The sequence below is a fragment of the Mesorhizobium sp. M1182 genome, assembly GCF_040318335.1.
In the GTDB taxonomy this organism is placed as follows: domain Bacteria; phylum Pseudomonadota; class Alphaproteobacteria; order Rhizobiales; family Rhizobiaceae; genus Mesorhizobium.
Genome location: NZ_JAMYMD010000003.1, coordinates 138188 through 155167 on the forward strand (window position 1 = coordinate 138188; position 16980 = coordinate 155167).

At 61.8% G+C, this 16980-nt stretch carries 19 protein-coding genes; 9 read left to right on the top strand and 10 right to left on the bottom strand.

The features are described 5' to 3' along the window. Position 1 precedes the first annotated feature (1 nt). Positions 2 to 1369 (bottom strand): PRC-barrel domain-containing protein, encoded by a 1368-nt coding sequence (locus NKH33_RS05565; protein WP_352540232.1) that lies wholly within the window; start codon positions 1367 to 1369, stop codon positions 2 to 4. A 252-nt stretch (positions 1370 to 1621) separates the two neighbouring features. Between NKH33_RS05565 and NKH33_RS05570 the strand changes: the two genes are divergently transcribed. After that, the gene (locus NKH33_RS05570; protein WP_352471119.1) at positions 1622 to 2542 is read left to right on the top strand and encodes a diacylglycerol/lipid kinase family protein; all 921 of its coding nucleotides are present in this window, start codon (positions 1622 to 1624) and stop codon (positions 2540 to 2542) included. 58 nt (positions 2543 to 2600) lie between these two features. Here the strand turns inward: NKH33_RS05570 and NKH33_RS05575 are convergent, their stop codons facing one another. Continuing rightward, positions 2601 to 2774 carry a hypothetical protein gene (locus NKH33_RS05575; protein ID WP_292659198.1) on the bottom strand — a complete coding sequence of 58 codons (174 nt, stop codon included), beginning with the start codon at positions 2772 to 2774 and terminating at the stop codon, positions 2601 to 2603. 146 nt (positions 2775 to 2920) lie between these two features. Between NKH33_RS05575 and NKH33_RS05580 the strand changes: the two genes are divergently transcribed. Continuing rightward, a complete protein-coding gene (locus NKH33_RS05580; RefSeq protein ID WP_352613535.1) occupies positions 2921 to 4447 on the top strand; it encodes a sensor histidine kinase in 1527 nt (508 codons plus the stop codon). 48 nt (positions 4448 to 4495) lie between these two features. Here NKH33_RS05580 and NKH33_RS05585 read toward each other — a convergent pair whose 3' ends face one another. Beyond that, entirely contained in the window at positions 4496 to 4975 is a 480-nt protein-coding gene (locus tag NKH33_RS05585; RefSeq protein ID WP_352918433.1) for a hypothetical protein, read from the bottom strand. A gap of 10 nt (positions 4976 to 4985) precedes the next feature. Continuing rightward, positions 4986 to 5312: an ElaB/YgaM/YqjD family protein gene (locus NKH33_RS05590; protein ID WP_023678546.1), complete on the bottom strand. Its 327-nt coding sequence runs from the start codon at positions 5310 to 5312 to the stop codon at positions 4986 to 4988. 110 nt (positions 5313 to 5422) lie between these two features. Here NKH33_RS05590 and NKH33_RS05595 point away from each other — a divergent pair, with 110 nt between their 5' ends. Then, on the top strand, positions 5423 to 5920 hold the full coding sequence (locus NKH33_RS05595) for a response regulator (protein WP_352821300.1): 498 nt from the start codon (positions 5423 to 5425) through the stop codon (positions 5918 to 5920). 29 nt (positions 5921 to 5949) lie between these two features. Here the strand turns inward: NKH33_RS05595 and NKH33_RS05600 are convergent, their stop codons facing one another. Next, on the bottom strand, positions 5950 to 6501 hold the full coding sequence (locus NKH33_RS05600; RefSeq protein ID WP_023678544.1) for a sigma-70 family RNA polymerase sigma factor: 552 nt from the start codon (positions 6499 to 6501) through the stop codon (positions 5950 to 5952). Between the two features lie 3 nt (positions 6502 to 6504). Then, the gene (locus tag NKH33_RS05605) at positions 6505 to 6708 is read right to left on the bottom strand and encodes a NepR family anti-sigma factor (protein ID WP_023678543.1); all 204 of its coding nucleotides are present in this window, start codon (positions 6706 to 6708) and stop codon (positions 6505 to 6507) included. Between the two features lie 217 nt (positions 6709 to 6925). Between NKH33_RS05605 and NKH33_RS05610 the strand changes: the two genes are divergently transcribed. The 5 genes from NKH33_RS05610 (at position 6926) to NKH33_RS05630 (ending at position 10231) form a co-directional block, all read left to right on the top strand. Continuing rightward, complete coding sequence (locus NKH33_RS05610; protein WP_352471123.1) at positions 6926 to 7720, top strand: response regulator; 795 nt, start codon at positions 6926 to 6928, stop codon at positions 7718 to 7720. 226 nt (positions 7721 to 7946) lie between these two features. Continuing rightward, positions 7947 to 8111 carry a DUF1328 domain-containing protein gene (locus tag NKH33_RS05615; protein WP_023678541.1) on the top strand — a complete coding sequence of 55 codons (165 nt, stop codon included), beginning with the start codon at positions 7947 to 7949 and terminating at the stop codon, positions 8109 to 8111. Positions 8112 to 8302: 191 nt separating this feature from the next. Next, on the top strand, positions 8303 to 9337 hold the full coding sequence (locus NKH33_RS05620; RefSeq protein WP_352451150.1) for a sensor histidine kinase: 1035 nt from the start codon (positions 8303 to 8305) through the stop codon (positions 9335 to 9337). Positions 9338 to 9468: 131 nt separating this feature from the next. Then, a complete protein-coding gene (locus NKH33_RS05625; protein WP_352685923.1) occupies positions 9469 to 9639 on the top strand; it encodes a hypothetical protein in 171 nt (56 codons plus the stop codon). 346 nt (positions 9640 to 9985) lie between these two features. Further along, the gene (locus NKH33_RS05630; RefSeq protein WP_006328050.1) at positions 9986 to 10231 is read left to right on the top strand and encodes a YMGG-like glycine zipper-containing protein; all 246 of its coding nucleotides are present in this window, start codon (positions 9986 to 9988) and stop codon (positions 10229 to 10231) included. Between the two features lie 98 nt (positions 10232 to 10329). Here the strand turns inward: NKH33_RS05630 and NKH33_RS05635 are convergent, their stop codons facing one another. The 4 genes from NKH33_RS05635 to xylF form a co-directional block, all read right to left on the bottom strand. Then, entirely contained in the window at positions 10330 to 11952 is a 1623-nt protein-coding gene (locus tag NKH33_RS05635) for a CHASE domain-containing protein (protein ID WP_352821298.1), read from the bottom strand. Positions 11953 to 12081: 129 nt separating this feature from the next. Beyond that, positions 12082 to 12882 carry an ATP-binding cassette domain-containing protein gene (locus NKH33_RS05640; protein WP_352613525.1) on the bottom strand — a complete coding sequence of 267 codons (801 nt, stop codon included), beginning with the start codon at positions 12880 to 12882 and terminating at the stop codon, positions 12082 to 12084. 15 nt (positions 12883 to 12897) lie between these two features. Beyond that, positions 12898 to 14262, bottom strand: coding sequence for a sugar ABC transporter permease (locus NKH33_RS05645; RefSeq protein ID WP_352821295.1), 1365 nt, complete (start codon positions 14260 to 14262; stop codon positions 12898 to 12900). A gap of 141 nt (positions 14263 to 14403) precedes the next feature. Further along, complete coding sequence (xylF, locus tag NKH33_RS05650; protein ID WP_352685929.1) at positions 14404 to 15444, bottom strand: D-xylose ABC transporter substrate-binding protein; 1041 nt, start codon at positions 15442 to 15444, stop codon at positions 14404 to 14406. A 285-nt stretch (positions 15445 to 15729) separates the two neighbouring features. On the opposite strand from xylF, the gene NKH33_RS05655 reads away from it, so the two are divergent. Continuing rightward, positions 15730 to 16974, top strand: coding sequence for an ROK family protein (locus NKH33_RS05655; protein ID WP_352685931.1), 1245 nt, complete (start codon positions 15730 to 15732; stop codon positions 16972 to 16974). Positions 16975 to 16980 lie beyond the last annotated feature (6 nt).

Below are 16980 nucleotides of genomic sequence, written 5' to 3' on the forward strand. Positions count from 1 at the left end.
CTTAGCGCATGATCATGCGCTGTTTGTCGCGATTTTGCGCATAGCTGGCCTTGTCGTAGGGGGCCTGCGCCTCAAGCTGCTCCTTGGTGAAGTTCGTGTAGAGATAGCGCTTGCCGTTCTTGTCGGTCATGAATTTCAGGTTGTCCATGCCGACCGCCACCTCCTTCTCGCCGACGCCAAGGAAGCCGCCAACGTCGATGATGACTGCGTCGACCTTCTTGTCGCTGCCCAGCACGATATCGCCGATCTCGCCGACGTTGACATCGTTGGCGCCGTAGACGGTTGTTCCAACCAGATCCTCGGCCCGGATTTCGCCCATCGGCATTTCGGTTAGCGTCGACTTGTCGATCGACCCGGTCTTGGTCTGGTCGGCCGTGGAATTAGCCGGAGGCGCCGCTGCCGGAGCGTTTTGAGCCGTCTTGCCGGCTTGGTCAGCGTTGTTGGTCGTTGCGGTGTTGTCGTTCGGCGCAGTGTTGCTGGCCATCACGGTAGGCGTGACGGTAGCAGGCGCATTGGCATCGTTCGACGCAGTGGTTGCCGGGGCCGGATCATAGGCCTTGCGGTTGAAGTCTGGCTGCGCCTGCAGCTCTTCCTTGGTCGTTTGCGCGACCAGCCAGCGATCGCCGTTCCTCTCGGCCCACTGCGCCTTATCGAAGTCATAGGCGACGTTCTTTTCGCCGATGCCGAGGAAGCCGCCGACACCGATGATCAGCGATTGCGCCTTGGCTTCCTTGTTGATGACGATGTCGTTCACGTCACCGATGTTTTGGGCGTCGTCGCCGGTGCCGTTATAGACGGTCTCGCCGATGATATTGGTGGCGAGATTGCCTTCGGCGCGCTTCACTGGCTCAGCCGGCGCGGCAGGCGCCGGGGTTGTATTTTGCGCGCTGGTGGAAGGGGCGGCAGGCGCCGCATTATCCGCCGAAGCTGGTGGCGGAGTCGGATCGTAAGGCCTCCGGTCGAAATCCGGCTGAGCCGTCAACTCATCCTTCGTCGTTTGCGCTATCAGCCAACGGTCGCCATTTCTTTCGGCCCATTGCATCTTCTTGTAGTCGAAAACGACGTTCTTGGTTCCTATGCCAAGAAAACCGCCAACGCCGATGACGACGGATTTTACCTCGCCGCGCTCGTCGAAGACGACATCGGTGATCTTGCCGATATTCTCTGCATTGTCGCCGGTGCCGTTATAGACCGACTCGCCGATGATATTGGTGACAAGGCTGCCCTCGGCGCGTTGCACCGGAGCGGCTGGAGCGGAATTCTCTACGGCGGGTGGTTGCGCCGGCGCCGGGGTCGTCGCCGACTGCGCAAATGCACCCGTCGCAATCAATGTTGCGACTGCTGTCGTGGTTAAAAGGGTGCGGATCATCTTAGTGTCTCCTCGTCGGTGATTTCGTGCACGCCGTGCCCGCCTGGCGTCACTGCGGGCGCAGCGTCTTCTGCATGTTCACAACGTTGTGACCACACTGTTGTTCCGAAAAAAGCCGTGGTGCACCCGGTGCGATGTCAATGGTTCTCGGATTCGCCGCGTTGGTCGAAAGGAACATTTTCTCGGCCGCCCCGTTCCACTCCCGGCTGGGGCTACGTCCCGGCCCGATAGGTGCTGGAAAATGGAACGGCCATGCGGTTTGCAGCGGTGCTGAACAAGGACGGGGGCACCCTGCGCACCATCGATCTTGAGGCCTTCGCCAGTCGGATGCGCAGCACACTTGAGACTGCCGGCCACTCGATTGATATCGAAATCGTCGCCGGCAAGGATATCGTCGCCACGCTGGACGGCGTAGCTTCCAGGCGCGGCATCGACGTCGTGCTGGCTGGCGGCGGCGACGGCACCATTTCGGCCGCGGCAGCCCGTTTGATGAATGGGGAGAAGGCGCTGGCAATTCTGCCGGCTGGCACAATGAACCTTTTTGCGCGCGGCCTCGGTATCCCGCAGACCCTCGATGCGGCACTGAAATCGTTTGCCGACGGCGAGGTGATGGCGATTGACATTGCAACAGCCAACGGCCGGCCCTTCGTGCATCAATTCTCGATCGGCATGCACGCCAGGATGGTGCAACTGCGCCAGAAGATGGAATTCGGCTCGCGGTTGGGGAAGATGCGCGCCTCGGTGCGAGCCGCTTGGGCGACGATCAACAATCCACCGGCGATGAACGTAACGCTGATGATCGGCGAGGCCGAGATCAGAACCCGGATCACCGGTATCGGCATCACCAACAATCTGTTTGGCGAGGGCCACCTGCCCTATGCCGATAATCCGGCAGGCGGCGTGCTGGGCATCTATGTCACCGTGGCGCGGCGGCGCGGCGAATTGATCAGGTTCCTCTTTGACGTCGCCCGTGGGAAATGGCGCGGCAACGAGCATGTCGAAATCCATCAGGCAAACCGCGCCGTTTTGAAAATCCATTCGACTAACAGGAAAGTTCAGGCCGTCATGGACGGCGAACTGGTAAAGCTCGATCGCGAGACGACCGTCGAAATCCATCCGCGCGCGTTGAATGTTCTCGTCCCGGCGCGCGCTGTCGAGGCAAAGGTTGCCTGACGTGGGATGCGTGATGTGGGGTTGCGTGATGCAAACTGGCGCGAGCGATGGAGAGAACCTAGCCGCTGGGCGTGTTGCCCTGTTCGGTCTTCGGCGTCTCGATCATCCAGCCGTAGATTTCGGCGACGCCCCAGGCGATAAAAGCCAGCAACAGCGCGGCGATCAGGATACGAAGGACATGCCGACCCCGCCGCCCTTGACGGGCTTTGTTTTCAGGAATGGTTTTTGGCATCGTCTGGCTCCATATTTGGCGCCGGCAGGCGTAACTCGCGGGGCGTTGGCTGGTAACGGTCCCCCGCCGCGAAAGTTCCGGCACTGCAAGGCGGCAGACGGGCCGGTTGGCCTGACCAATCAGCGGAGCCGGCCTCCGGGGGCATAGTGGACGACAATAGCCAGAACACGCCGGGCCTGCCGGCCGATATTCGCCGTGTGGTGGGCGCCGCGGACCGTCTTGCCGTGCTGCACGGCCTCGACACGCTGGACGGGGCTGCCGACCCTGATTTCGATCGTATCGGCGGTCTTGCCGCTTCGGCTATGCAAACGTCTGTCGCACTGATCACGCTGGTCGATGCCGAGCGGCAGTGGTTCAAGTCCTGTATCGGCCTCGACGAGACCGAAATCGCAACCGAGACATCGTTCTGCGCCTATACCATCGCAGCCGGCGACGTGCCGATGGTGGTGGCCGACGCGGCGGCGGATCCGCGGTTCAAAGCCAATCCGCTGGTCACCGGCGAGCATCATATCCGCTTTTACGCAGGCGTGCCCATCGTAGTCGACGGCGCGCTGATCGGCACGCTGTGCGTGCTCGACCGGAAGCCGCACGCACGTCCTTCCTCTGTCCAGCTCGACCAGCTGTCGGCGCTGGCCGGCCTCGCCGCGAGCCTGTTCACGCTGAAGGATGCAACCCGCAGTGCGGCGATTGCCAAGGCAGCACTGGTTCGAGAGGAAAAGCGGCGCGCTATCGCGCTCGACGCGGCTTCGCTTGCCAGCTGGGCATGGGATATCCGCAGCGATATGATCGACTGCGATGTCCTGCTGTCCGAATTGTTCAACCTGCCGAAGTCGAACAGGCTGAGGGCGCGCGACATCCTGACCGCCATCGACCCGCGCGACGTTCACCAGACCGAAACACGCTTTCGCGACGCGCTGACCGGCAGCGACGATTATTTTGGCGAATACCGTGTCAAAGGCCTCGATCCGCCGCGATGGATCGCAACACGCGGCCGCGTCATAGAACGCGACGGCGATGGCAAGCCGACGCTGATCTTCGGCGTCAACTACGACATTACCGAACGCAAGCTTGGCGACGAACGTCAACGACTGTTGCTGCGCGAGCTCAATCACCGCGTCAAGAACACTTTGGCAACCGTACAGGCGCTGGCGACGCAGACCGTTCGCCATGCCCGCCAGCCAAGCGAATTCCTCGAAGCCTTCAGCGCCAGGCTGCAGGCACTGGGCGTTGCGCACAGCCTGCTGTCGGACCGCGAGTGGCGCGGCATCGGCATCCGCGAGCTGGTGGAGATCGAGCTAAAGCCGTTCCAAGCCGCCGGACAATCGCGCATGGCGATCTCCGGCGCCGATGTCCTGCTCTCACCCGACCAGGCAGTCGGGCTCGGGCTGATCCTGCATGAACTGGCAAGCAATGCACTGCAATACGGGTCGCTCTCGGTTTCCTCCGGAAAGGTCGATCTCGATTGGAGGGTACAAGGCAGGAAGGGCGCACGCCGTCTGTTGCTGGCCTGGCGCGAAAGCGGCGGCCCGCGGGTTGCGCCGCCCGAACGCCATGGCTTCGGCTCGATCCTGATCCGCCGCAGCCTGGCCAAGGTCATTTCCAGCGAGGTGATCCATGAATTCCGGCCGGACGGCGTGGTCGCGGAAATATCGATTCCGCTCGAAGATTTGTGATTTTGCGACCGGCGCCAGAATCGTTTGCCCCGAACTATCCCATCCGAACTATTCGCGTTTGCCGGTATCCGGATCATCGGAGCCGCGCTTCACGTTCTCGCGGTAGATGGCGTAGGCAGCGAGTGCTATCGCCGGACCGAGAATCGCGCTCAGTCCGGCCTTTCCCGGGCCATCTTTGCCCTTGAGCAGCGCCGGCAGCACGGCGAGTGCCGCAGTGATCCCGATAGCCTTCATGTCGGCGTTGCGTCGCTTCGCCCGGCGCCTGGCGCGCGAGCCGGCCGACATCCGGTAGACGAGCAGGATGAGACCGGCGATTGCGAGAAAGCCGATCCCGAAGCTCAGGGAAGCTGCCATCGGCCCATAGCGGGCCGCCGTCCAGATATAGGCCGCCCCGACCAGGAAGCCGAGGCCGCACAGCGCTACGACCGCTGCGACCGAATAGACAATTGCAGCCACACGCGCGCGTTGCACCGCCGCAATGGTTTCGCCCGAGGCGAGGCCCGAGATCAGCGATGCAAGCATTCCCATGCGTGCAGAACTAGCGGCGCGCGAGAAGCGCGAAGAGGAACCCGACGCCGGCGGCGATCGCCAGCGACGTCACCGGCTTCTCGCGCATATGCGCTATCATCTGCGCCTCGATGTCCCTGGCGTTGCTGCGCAGGCTGTCGAAGGCTGCCTCGCCCTGGGTTCGCAACTGCTCGACGCTTTCGGCGGCGGCTCGCCGCGCTGCCCCGTAGCCATGTTCGCCAGTTTTGGCCAACAGCTTGGTAAGTTGGTCGATGTCGGCCTTCAGTTGTGCGATGTCGGCCTCAATATCGGAATTCGTGCGGGCTTCGTTCGCGGCCTTTCCTGCGGCAGTCGCCATTGCTTCACTCTCCATGCTTTTGCTCGGTCGAAACGCCCGACAGACCCCAAGGTTCCGGCACGAACCTCTTCTAACCCTATCTCCGGCAGCGCGCGTTGCAAATGCCTTGCATGGGCCGAGGCCGACGCATCCGCGCCAGCGCGTCTTTTTTAAATGACAGCATGCCAAATAACGATCATGACTTCCCCCGTTTCACGATCGAGACGAATTTAAGGAGATATTGCTGCGTGCGCGCATCACTCGACGGTTTGCGGATTCTTATCCTGGAAGATGAGTTCCTGATTGCCATGGATATCGAGCAGCTTTGCCGCGACTACGGCGCGCTCAATGTGGTCATCGCCCGTGATCTGACTGAGATCGAACAGCAAGACGTTGCCGCGCAGTTCGATGTGGCCATCGTCGACCTCATGCTGAGCGGCGTTTCGACGCTCCAATTTGCTTCGCGGCTGCGTGAAGCGGGCATCCCGTTCGTCTTTGCCTCGGGCTATTCGGATACGGACGAGATCAAGAAATCCTTTCCCGGCGTCAGACTGGTCACCAAGCCCTATTCGGGAGACGATCTCGTCGAGGCAGTGGCGGCGGCCTGCAGGCGAACGCCTCTCCGCTGAGGCGCGGAGCGGTTCGAACACGCCGCGCTTCACGCAGCCGTCGACCCGGTTACCTGAGCCGAAATTGCGTCCGGGCCATACTCGTCTTCACCGGAGATCTTCAGAATTTCCTGCAGCCGTGTGCGGGCGCGGCTGACGCGGCTCTTGATCGTTCCGACGGCGCAGCCGCAGATCTCGGCCGCTTCCTCGTAGGAGAAGCCCGACGCGCCGATGAGGATAATGGCTTCGCGCTGGTCTTCTGGCAGCAATTCGAGCGCGCCGCGAAAGTCCTCGAGGTCAAGTTGGCCGTGCTGGGCCGGGTGAACGGCAAGCCTGGCCGTCATGACGCCATCGCTGTCCTGCACCTCGCGGCCGCGCTTGCGCATCTGCGAATAGAATTCGTTGCGCAAGATCGTGAACAGCCATGCCTTCAGATTGGTGCCGGGCTGGAAGCTTTCATGCTTGTCCCATGCCTTGACCAATGTTTCCTGCACCAGGTCGTCGGCCTTGTCGGCGTTTTGCGTCAGCGACACGGCAAAAGCCCGCAGGCTCGGGATCGAGCCGAGCAAGTCGGTCTTGAAGCCCTGGGAGACGGCCGCCATGCCTCAGTCCTTCTTTTGTACAGGTTCGGCTTTTTCCAACTGGCTGAGCAGTTGGGCGAAGCGATCCGGCACATTGTCGGAGACCAGCTCGTCGTAGTATTGTTTGAGTTTGCGGCCGATTTCCGAGTTCGGCCCAAGCGGGTCGCGGGAAGCAGCCCGGCGCCCGTTGCCAACGCCACCCATGGTAGCTTTCGTCATGTTCTTCATTTCGCCCTTTTGTCCCAGCCTTAAGCCGCCCTTCAACACATAACGCAAGGCAAGCGGCAGCCTCGTCTGGTTGCCCAACCCGCCCCTAAACGCCAGCCCATATATTTAGTTCCGCATGATCGGAACTTTTTCGCAGAACCCGCGTTTTCAACTCTGGGCTTGCGAACCGTTTTTTAGCTGTAACATGCAATCACGTCATATGAGGGAGACGTCCAATATGAGCCTATCAGCAACCATCGCTCCGCACCTGCCGTTCCTGCGTCGCTTCTCGCGCGCAGTATCCGGATCGCAGGAGAGCGGCGACGCGCTGGTCGCCGCAATGCTCGAGGCCATCATTGCCGATGTCGACATCTTTCCGAACGCATCGAACGACCGCATCGCGCTCTACAAGGTCTTTGCCAAGCTCTTCACCTCAGTGGCCATTCGCGTTCCGCAGGAGCATGCCCAGTCGGCATGGGAACAGCGTGCCGCGGCCAATCTGAATGCAATTGCGCCTCGCCCCCGCCAAGCCTTTCTGCTGGTGGCGGTCGAAGGCTTCAGCGAAGACGAGGCGGCGGAGATTCTCGACGTCGACGAACAGGAATTCTCCGAACTCCTCGCGCAGGCGAGCAACGAGATCTCCCGTCAGGTGGCAACCGACGTGCTGATCATCGAGGATGAGCCGCTGATCGCCATGGACATCGAGGAAATGGTCGAAAGCCTCGGCCACCGCGTCGTCGGAACGGCGCGCACCCACGCCGAGGCGGTGGCGATGTTCGGCAAGGCGCGGCCAAAGATGGTGCTTGCCGATATCCAGCTTGCCGACGGAAGTTCGGGCATAGCGGCCGTGAATGAGATCCTGTCGTCGACCTCGGTACCGGTGATCTTCATCACCGCCTTTCCCGAGCGCCTGCTCACCGGCGAGCGGCCGGAACCGGCATTCCTGGTTACCAAGCCGTTCAATCCGGACATGGTCAAGGCTCTTATCAGCCAGGCCCTGTTCTTTGACCGGCACGCGAAAGCCGCGGCATGAAACAGCGGGCGGCCGAACTGCGGCCGCCGAGACAGCCGCTCCCCAGGATCAGAGGGGAGTGACGCCGGCTCAATTCACTGGCAACCAACTGGGGCAACCAACTGGACCTTTCCACACACCGCGGCAATTCGGGCCCTGAAGATTTTCAGCATCGTCTTTTTCGGAAAATGGTGGAACAAACGGAGGCGAATCACGTTTTCACCGCAGCATTGGAAGGAGATCGATCATGCTTTACTGGGCGCTCGTATTTCTCGTCGTGGCGATCATCGCCGGTGCGCTTGGTTTCGGCGGCATCGCTGGCACCTCGGCCGGCATAGCGCAGATATTGTTCTTCATCTTTCTCGCCTTCCTGATCATATCGCTTATTGCCGGCCTGATCAGACGAGCGTGAATGCCAAGCGGCCATTCAAGCGAACACTGGAAGCCGCACCCCTCAAACGGTTTCCAGCCACCGCCGGGCAGTGTCCTCCAACGGGATGCCGCTCGGCGGACCGCTTTTTAAGGTTTGATACGAACCTCCTCCTTTTGGAACCCATTTTTCCGCGAACCGTTCAGCCCGACATGGGTTGAGCAAATTGACCGATGCGTTCCAGAGTCGGAAAAATGAAAGACCGCGGCCAGAGTGATGAGATCATCGCTTTGCATCCCGCCGAAAGCGGGATGCAGCTTGGTCGGGCCCTTCTCCATGCACTGCACAATGCCGGGATTTCCGTCCTGTACCAGGATCGCGAGATGAAGACGGTGTGGGCGCGCAACATGCGCGCGCCCTGGACTTCCGATGCCTCCGACAACAACGGCATCTTGCCGCCGGCGCAGGCAGAGCGTATCGGCGCCGCCAAGCACGACGTCATCGTCTCCGGCAATCCTCAACATCTTGAGCTCAGTGTGCCGGCCGATGACGGCGCCCGCTGGTTTCAGGTGTGGATAGACGCCGACCGCAGCGAGACCGGCGCGGTGCAGGGCGTCGTGACCACCATGGTCGAAACAACCGAGCAGAAACGCCGGGAGCAGACGTTGAAGGCGCTGCTGCGCGAAGTCAGTCATCGCTCCAAGAACCTTTTGGCCATCATCCAGAGCATCGCCACCCAGACGGGCCGTTATTCCGGCAGCATTGACGATTTCCTGACGCGCTTCCGGGGCCGATTGCAGTCGCTGGCCTCCTCGCAGGATTTGGTTACGTCATCCAACTGGCGGGGAGCGGCGCTGCGCGAGCTGGTTTCCGGTCAGGTCGGCAGGTACGGCGCGGATCCCTTGCACAGCCTACGTTTCCGCGGCGCAAATCCATATCTCAACCCCAATGCCGCCTTGCACATCGGCTTGGCCATGCATGAGCTCGCCGTCAATTCGGTCAGCTATGGCGCACTGTCGCGCAGCGACGGTTTCGTCGAGGTGACGGCCGATCTGACGGCAGCTTCCGCTGGCGAGCCTGCGCTGTCGCTGACATGGGCCGAAGTGATCGGAGCCAACGACAATCAGCGCAGTGAGAAGCGTTTTGGCAGCGTCGCGCTCGAACGCGTCGTGCCCACTTCATTGAATGGAACGGCGACCCTTGAGATCACCGGGAACCGCCTCGAATACCGCCTTGTCGTTCCTCACGGTAATTTCGAGACGGATTAACGAGCGGCGGTCGCCGCGCGAAGGCTTGCTGCGCATCGCCATCTTTAACCGACTGTTCACCATAAAGTCCGATCCTGTGCGAACGTGCCGATCCGCCGGATTGAGTTTGGCACAAAGTGAAGGGATGGGCGTTGACGGCTGCAGACGTGAACAGACTGGAACAGGCCGCTCGCGTCTCGATGGGCGGTTTTCAGGATCCCGACGCGCCCGCAACGCCCGCGCCTCGTGCTTCGCCCCTGCGCTTCGCCGCCGTCGCGCTTATGGCCGCGATCGTCCTGACCGCCGCGTCCCAACTGATCTGAATCGAACTCGCCTCTGCTTGATCGCTTTGAAACCACTGCCCGAGTGCTCGGCCGTGCCCGTTCGCGGTCGCTGACCTGCAGGGCCAGGCCCAACATGTCGGCGCCAGATGCCTTGCCGTCGATCCGGCGCTCGAGAACGACCATGACAGGATCGTCTGGAACGTGCGCCCCAACGGCACGCTCGATGCGTCCTTGGAGATTTCCGGGTTCGTGGTAGCATCGAACGGCGCACGCCCCGAAAAAGACTATCTTAATCAACAATGAAATCGTGCGGGCAAAGGCCGTACTTTCATGCTAAATGGCGGCTGGAGCTTATTAAAGTGAGGACAAAAGTGAGGATGACTCCATGCGGAAGATGATTATTGCCATGGTTGCCGTGGTTGCGGTCAGCGGCTGCACCACCACGGAAGAGAACGTGGGTATCGGCACTGTGGGCGGCGCGCTCATTGGTGGCGCTGTCGGCGGCGGCAAGGGCGCTTTGATCGGCGCCGGCGCTGGTGCGATTGGCGGTCTGCTCGTTCGCCGGCTGCAAAATGGCTACTGCCAATACAGAGATCGTCACGGCCGGATTTACACAGCTCGCTGCAACTAGTTTCGAGCTCCAGGCGAACAGCAAACGCGGAGGCAGGCCACCTGTCTCCGCGTTTGCTCTTTAAAGCGCTGTTGCGATGCGGCCCACGAGACGGCGTTTCAGGCCGGCAGCGGAACCTTGATTTCCACGTTCAAGCCATCTTCGCGAAAATCGCGCCTGATTGTGCCACGCAATTCGCGCGTGACGTTGAGATCGATCAGTCTGGTGCCAAAACCACTCTTTGCCGGTCTCTCAAGCTTCTTCTGACCGGCCTCGCGCCAGTTGAGAGCCAATGTCCGGGTGCCGCTACGGGCTTCGAGCGACCAGTCGACCTTCAGCGCACCGACTGAATTGCCGGCTTCGCCATGCTTCAGCGCATTCGTCGCCAGTTCGTGAAAGACGAGGCCGAGTGCCTGCGTCGTCTTTTCATCGAGAAGAATCTGCGGTCCCGACAGCAGCCCTTCAGGAAGCTCGCTGCCGAACACCTGGCCTAGCTCGATGCGCAGCAGGTCGCCGAGATCGGCTTTCTGCCAGCGTGAGCGCGTCAGCATGTCCTGGGAAGCCGCCATCGCCTGCAGCCGGGCCGAGAAAGAAGCCGAGAATTCCTGGACGTCGGTGGTGTGCGATGCTGTCTGGCGCGCGATTGCCAGCACCCGCGTGATCGAGTTCTTGATGCGATGCTTCATCTCCTGCAGCATCAGGTCTTTTTCCAGCAGGCTCTTTTCGGTCGTTTCGTGAAGCAGCGAGACCGCCTCATAGGCCCGCTCCTGATAGCGGGCCACCAGCGCGATGGCGCCCGCAAGCAGCAGTCCGAACAATCCGAGCATCACCGGGATGGCGCGCGAGGAAGGTTGCGAGAAAGCACTTGTCGGCCTGAACAGGACGACCCACGGCCGGCCGGCGACGGTGACCTTGCGGGTGACCAGCAGCCTGTCGCCGAGGCTCGAAACAGGCGGCGTTTCCGATTGGAACAGCAGGTTGTCGCTGTCCACCGTGCCGTCATAGATCTCGGTGTTGACCGGCAGCAATGGTGCCCGGCTGAGCGCAGCCTGGAACAGATCACGGGCGCGGAAGGCCGCATAAAGGAAGCCGGCAGTCGAGGATCTCGTCGCGTTCACGGCGTCCGGCGCGGTTTCGACATTGAGCCGGACGAAGACGAGGAACCCGGTAAAGGTCTGCGCGGCACCCGTATCCTTGCCGAACTGCACGAGCCCGCTGGCGTGCTGCTGGTCGTCGGCCATCGCCTTTTCGATCGCCTCGCGCCGCGCCGGCCCGGTGAACATGTCGTAGCCGATGCTGGATTTGTTGGACGGATCCAGCGGTTCGAACAGCACGATGGGCGTACGCCACGGTAAGTTCGTGTCGGGATAGATCGGATGGCTTGCGCCGTGATCGTGCAGGATGTCGCGCTCGACCGCCGCCTCGTTGCCAGTTTTCGCCAGGCGGAGGAAACCGATGCCGCGCAGGCCGGCGAAATTATTGTCGACGTCGAGCGCGTTGAAGAAAGCCTTGAACTCGCCCTGCGAGATACCGCCATTGCGTGCGTCGAACAGCGCCCGGGTCGAACGCAGCAGCGACAGGTCCAGGTCGATGCGGCTTTCGATCCGGTTAAGCGCGTCGTCTGCCGTCGCCTCGAATTTAATGCGGGCCGCCTCCTGGGTGGCAAAATAGGCAAAACCCGCCATCGTCAGGCTGATCAGCGCGACGGCGATAAAAGCGACGGTCGGAAAAAGCTTCTTCAATTGCTGATACGTCCCGTGGACGGTTCGGCATCTTTATGGGCAAGTCCTGACGCCAACACAATGGCGAGGCCAAAGCATGGTGACGGCTGGCACATTTTGGCGGCGTGTGATTAGCCGGCTAATTCTCGTTCATGCGGCGATCTTCAGCGCGCCCGGCCCCGGAATGGCGCCGGGTGGGCACTTGCCGAGGATGATCATGCCGAGCACCTCGTCCTGGGTGACGTCGGTTGTGCGCGCCGTTCCGACAACCCGACCGTTCTTCATGACGCAGACACGGTCGGCAAGCTCGAACACGTCGTGAATATCATGGCTGATCAGGAAGATGCCGATGCCGTCGGCCTTGAGCTGCCTGACCAGTTCGCCGACCTGCGCCGTCTCTTGCGGCCCGAGTGCAGCCGTCGGCTCGTCCATGATCAGGATGCGAGCATTGAACAGGATGGCGCGGGCGATCGCCACCGACTGCCGCTGGCCGCCCGAAAGCTTTACCACCGGCTCCTTGAAGCGTTGGAAACGCGGATTGAGCCTGCCCATCACTTTGCGCGCCTCGGCCTCCATGGCGACGTCGTCGAGCGTTCCCCAGCCGGTCATCAGCTCGCGGCCGAGAAACAGGTTGGCGGCCGCATCGACATTGTCGGCCAGCGCCAGCGTCTGGTAGATCGTCTCGATGCCGTACTTCTTGGCGTCGCGGGGATTGGAGATCGAAGCCTCCTCGCCGTTGACCAAAATCTGGCCCGCATCGCGCTTGTAGGCGCCGGACAGGATTTTTATCAACGTCGATTTGCCGGCACCGTTGTGACCGAGCAAAGCCATCACCTCGCCCGGGAAAAGGTCGACAGAGGCATCGTCGACGGCGCGAATGCCGCCGAAAGCGATGGAGATGTTGCGCATGTCGATCAGCGGCGTGCCCGTGGGAGCGGTTTTGTCTGCCATGATCGTTCCTCCTCCCTACACACGTTTGCGATAGACGGTATCGAGCCACACCGCGAGCACCAGCACGGCGCCGACAACGATGCTCTGCAGCGGTGAATCGATGCCGAGCAGCACCATGCCGGACTGCAGCGACTGCATCAAAAGCGCGCCGAGCATGGCGCCGAGCACTGTGCCGGAGCCGCCGGCGAGCGACGTGCCGCCGATCACCGCCGCCGCGATGACCAGCAGCTCGTCCAACGTGCCCAGCGCATTGGTCGACGAGTTCTGCCTGGCTGACGAGATCGCCGCGGCGATCGTCGCCAGCACGCCCATGATCATGAACACCTTCATGGTCACCCAGCGCGTGTTGATACCGGCAAGGTTGGCTGCTTCCGGATTGCCGCCGATGGCGAAGACATAGCGGCCGAAACGGGTACGCTTGGCGATGAAGGTCATGATCAGCCCTACGGCTACAGCCATCAGCACGGGTATGGCGATGCCATGGGCGATGAACAGCCCGCCTTCGGGAACCGTTATATTGTTGGCCGCCGCATATCTGTTCACGATGCCGACCGGCCAAGGATAGGAATTGGCAAGCCATATGGCGCCCATGATGGCAGCGCAGGTGAGGACACCGAGGAACGTCTCGGCCCAGATCGGGCGCAACGGAAAGCGGAACCGCTTGCGCTGCACCCGCCCGTTGAGCAGCATGAACACAACCGCTAGGCACGCGACAATTCCGACGATCCAGCTCCATCGCGCGCCGATCGAACCCGCCGGCCCGCCCCCCATCAGCTGGAAAGTGGCATCAAGCGGCGCAATCGTCTGACCGCTGGCGACCCACCATGCGGCACCCCGCCAGACCAGAAGGCCGCCCAGCGTCACGATGAAGGCCGGCACCTCGAGATAAGCGATGATGTATCCCTGGAACGCTCCGATCAGAAGGCCAAGCGCCAGGCCGATGGCCAGTGCCAGGATCCAGATCCAGGGATTGCCTAATTGCAGACCGATCATTCGCACCAGGAAATGCACCTGCGCAAAGCCCATGACCACGCCGATCAGACCTTCGGCGGAACCGACCGACAGGTCGATATTGCGCATGACGATAACCAGCACCATTCCGGCGGCCATTATGGCCACGGCGGAAGTCTGCACCGACAGGTTCCAGAGATTGCGTGGCGTCAGGAAGGTCCGGCTGTCGAAGTCGAACGGATTGACGCCGAGCCGTACGCTGGAAATGACATGCAGGCCGACCCAGATGACCAGCAGCGCGCCGACCATGCCGAGCATGCGCGTGTCGAGTTCGGTTGCCTTGAGAAATCGGGCAACGATGCCGAGCTCGGATTCCCGTGCCCGGTCTGCCGTGCTGTCGACCGGCGTGTTGGACGTCGTGTCGGTCATGATGTTTCTCCCGCCGGGTTGCCGTCTGCCGCGGATGCCGGAAGCAGCCTAGAAGTTATCCGCCGGAAGCGGAAAAACAACTCTTGTTGAAAAACGCCGCGGCGAGCGGCCGCGGCGTTCGGACTTCTCGGAAACGTCGGCTCAGTTGCAGACTGCAACAGTGCCAGCCGTCACGCCGGCGCAGACCTCTTCTTTCTTGATCCAGCCGGCGTCGATGACGACGTTGAGGTTGTCCTTGGTGATGGCGACCGGGGTCAGGAACAGCGACTTGACGGTATTGCCGCCGGGCGTGGTGAAATCCTTCACGCCGGCAATGTCGGTCATCTGCTTGCCGTCGGCCAGCTGCGAGGCGATCTCGGCGGCATTCTTGCCGAGCTCGCGCGCATCCTTCCACACCGACACGGTCTGTGTGCCGAGCGCGATGCGGTTCAGCGCGGCGTGGTCGCCGTCCTGGCCCGAAACCGGAACCGATCCGGCCAGCCCTTGCGCTGTCAGCGCGGCGACGACGCCGCCGGCAGTGCCGTCATTGGCCGCGACCACGGCATCGACCTTGTTGTCGTTGGCGGTCAGGAACTGTTCCATGTTCTTCTGAGCGTTGGCCGGCAGCCAGCCGTCGGTATAGGCCTCGCCGACATTCTTGATCTTGCCGCTGTCTATTGCCGCCTTCAGCACCTCCATCGAACCGGCAAACAGGAAATCGGCATTCGGATCGGAACCCGAACCCTTGATGAAGACATAGTTGCCTTCCGGCTTCACCTTGAAGACTTCCCGGGCCTGCATGCGGCCGACTTCCTTGTTGTCGAAGGTCAGGTAAAAGACGTCCTTGTTCTCGATCAGCCGGTCGTAGCCGACAACCGGAATACCTTCGTCCAGCGCCTTTTGCACGGCCGGCCCGATGGCCGAGGCGTCCTGCGCCAGGATGATCAGTGCGTTGGCGCCCTGCGAGATCAGGCTCTCGACGTCGGTGAGCTGCTTGCCGGGGTTGGACTGTGCGTCGGCGGAAATATACTTGTCGCCTGCGGCCTCGATGGCCGCCTTCATTGCGGCCTCGTCGGTCTTCCAGCGCTCTTCCTGGAAGTTCGACCAGGAAACGCCGATGACCTTGTCTTTAGCCTGCGCCACCGACGCCAGCGCCAGCGTCATGGCGACACCCGCCAGAATGGCGGTCGTGAATTTCTTCATCATATCCTCCCTGCGCCGCGTACGGCGTGACCAATTGGCTCAAAGACCAGCTTAGAAGCTCTAATTTTTTCGAGCATCGAAAAAATACTGGCCCGATCTCCGGCTGCTGTCAACATCGATTCTGATGGATTTTGATGACTCTGCGAGTTTTTTCGAGCGTCGGAATAAACGATGACAGCGCCACCTGCATCTGACACTATTTGCCTCATCCGACACTATTTGTCGGACATTACCGACGGCTTCCGGTTCATGAGCGGCCGCGGCAACCGGGAGGAAAGCAAAACAATGTCGGTCGGAATCCGCCATGACGATTTGCGCCGGCGCAACCGGGCGATGGTGATCTCGGCGGTGCGCCGGGCCGGCCAGCCATCGCGTACTGAGATCGCAGCTACCACCGGCCTCAGTCATTCGACCATATCGGCGATTTCTTCCGACCTGATACGGGAAGGCATCCTCGCCGAGAGCAAGCCAAGTGAGCCCGTTTCGTTGAAACGCGGTCGTCCGCAAGTCGGCCTCGCCCTCAACCCGGAAGCGGCGGCGGTGCTGACCGTGGTGTTGTCGCTGAATTTCCTTTCGGCCGCCATTATCGACTATACGGGACAGGTGGTCGCCGAGGAACAGCGCCGGCTGGACACGCTGACTATGCCGCGCGACGAGCTGATCCGTGAATGCATGGCCATCGTCCGGCGCCGGCTGCAGGATCCAGATCTTGACGTCCGCAGTGTCGCCCGCATCGCCCTGGCGATTCAGGGCATTACCGACTCCCCTGCACGCGCCATGCTGTGGTCGCCGATCACGCCGCAGACCGACATCGCCTTTGCCGACATGCTGGAGGACGAATTCGGCATCCCGGCAACGGTGGAGAACGACTGCAACATGATGGCGGTGGCTTTGCGCTGGCGCAATCCGGATCGCTATCGCGACGACTTCATCGCCATCCTGCTTTCGCATGGCATCGGCATGGGGCTGGTGCTGAAGGGCGAACTGTTCACCGGGACGCATTCCTCGGGCGGCGAATTTGGCCACATGATCCATCGTCCGGGCGGCGCGCTCTGCCGTTGCGGGCGGCGCGGCTGCATCGAGGCGTATGCCGGGAACTACGCCATCTGGCGCAACGCCAGGCAGATGAGCGAAGACAGCGAACCGGTCGCCGACGTCAGCGACGCCGACATGCGCGCACTGGCGGCCCGGGCGCGCGAGAAAGATGGGCCGGAACGCGAGGCCTACCGCAAGGCCGGCGAAGCGCTGGGTTTCGGTCTCGGCTCGCTGTTCGCGCTGATCGATCCGGCACCGGTCGCGATGGTCGGCGCCAGTGCCGCCGCCTTCGATCTGATCGAGCCGGCCTTGCGGAAGGCAATCGCCCAGACCGCCGGCGGCCAGCATTCAGGCTCGATCTCCTTCGATACAGAGCCGAACGAATTGCCTCTGATCCGCGAAGGCTGCGCGATGCGGGCGTTAAGCTTCGTCGACCAGGAGATTTTCGCGCCGGGCGCGCAAATGAGGCCCAGCGTCAGAAAGAACGTAGCCTGACCAGGC

Coding starts and splice junctions, on each gene's coding strand:
- NKH33_RS05615 (WP_023678541.1), top strand. CDS start 7,947: ATGCTTTACTGGGCGCTCGTATTTCTCGTCGTGGCGATCATCGCCGGT.
- xylF (WP_352685929.1), bottom strand. CDS start 15,444: ATGAAGAAATTCACGACCGCCATTCTGGCGGGTGTCGCCATGACGCTG.
- NKH33_RS05600 (WP_023678544.1), bottom strand. CDS start 6,501: ATGGCGGCCGTCTCCCAGGGCTTCAAGACCGACTTGCTCGGCTCGATC.
- NKH33_RS05645 (WP_352821295.1), bottom strand. CDS start 14,262: ATGACCGACACGACGTCCAACACGCCGGTCGACAGCACGGCAGACCGG.
- NKH33_RS05630 (WP_006328050.1), top strand. CDS start 9,986: ATGCGGAAGATGATTATTGCCATGGTTGCCGTGGTTGCGGTCAGCGGC.
- NKH33_RS05605 (WP_023678543.1), bottom strand. CDS start 6,708: ATGAAGAACATGACGAAAGCTACCATGGGTGGCGTTGGCAACGGGCGC.
- NKH33_RS05590 (WP_023678546.1), bottom strand. CDS start 5,312: ATGGCGACTGCCGCAGGAAAGGCCGCGAACGAAGCCCGCACGAATTCC.
- NKH33_RS05575 (WP_292659198.1), bottom strand. CDS start 2,774: ATGCCAAAAACCATTCCTGAAAACAAAGCCCGTCAAGGGCGGCGGGGT.
- NKH33_RS05610 (WP_352471123.1), top strand. CDS start 6,926: ATGAGCCTATCAGCAACCATCGCTCCGCACCTGCCGTTCCTGCGTCGC.
- NKH33_RS05640 (WP_352613525.1), bottom strand. CDS start 12,882: ATGGCAGACAAAACCGCTCCCACGGGCACGCCGCTGATCGACATGCGC.
- NKH33_RS05655 (WP_352685931.1), top strand. CDS start 15,730: ATGTCGGTCGGAATCCGCCATGACGATTTGCGCCGGCGCAACCGGGCG.
- NKH33_RS05570 (WP_352471119.1), top strand. CDS start 1,622: ATGCGGTTTGCAGCGGTGCTGAACAAGGACGGGGGCACCCTGCGCACC.
- NKH33_RS05585 (WP_352918433.1), bottom strand. CDS start 4,975: ATGGGAATGCTTGCATCGCTGATCTCGGGCCTCGCCTCGGGCGAAACC.
- NKH33_RS05595 (WP_352821300.1), top strand. CDS start 5,423: ATGGGCCGAGGCCGACGCATCCGCGCCAGCGCGTCTTTTTTAAATGAC.
- NKH33_RS05620 (WP_352451150.1), top strand. CDS start 8,303: ATGCGTTCCAGAGTCGGAAAAATGAAAGACCGCGGCCAGAGTGATGAG.
- NKH33_RS05565 (WP_352540232.1), bottom strand. CDS start 1,369: ATGATCCGCACCCTTTTAACCACGACAGCAGTCGCAACATTGATTGCG.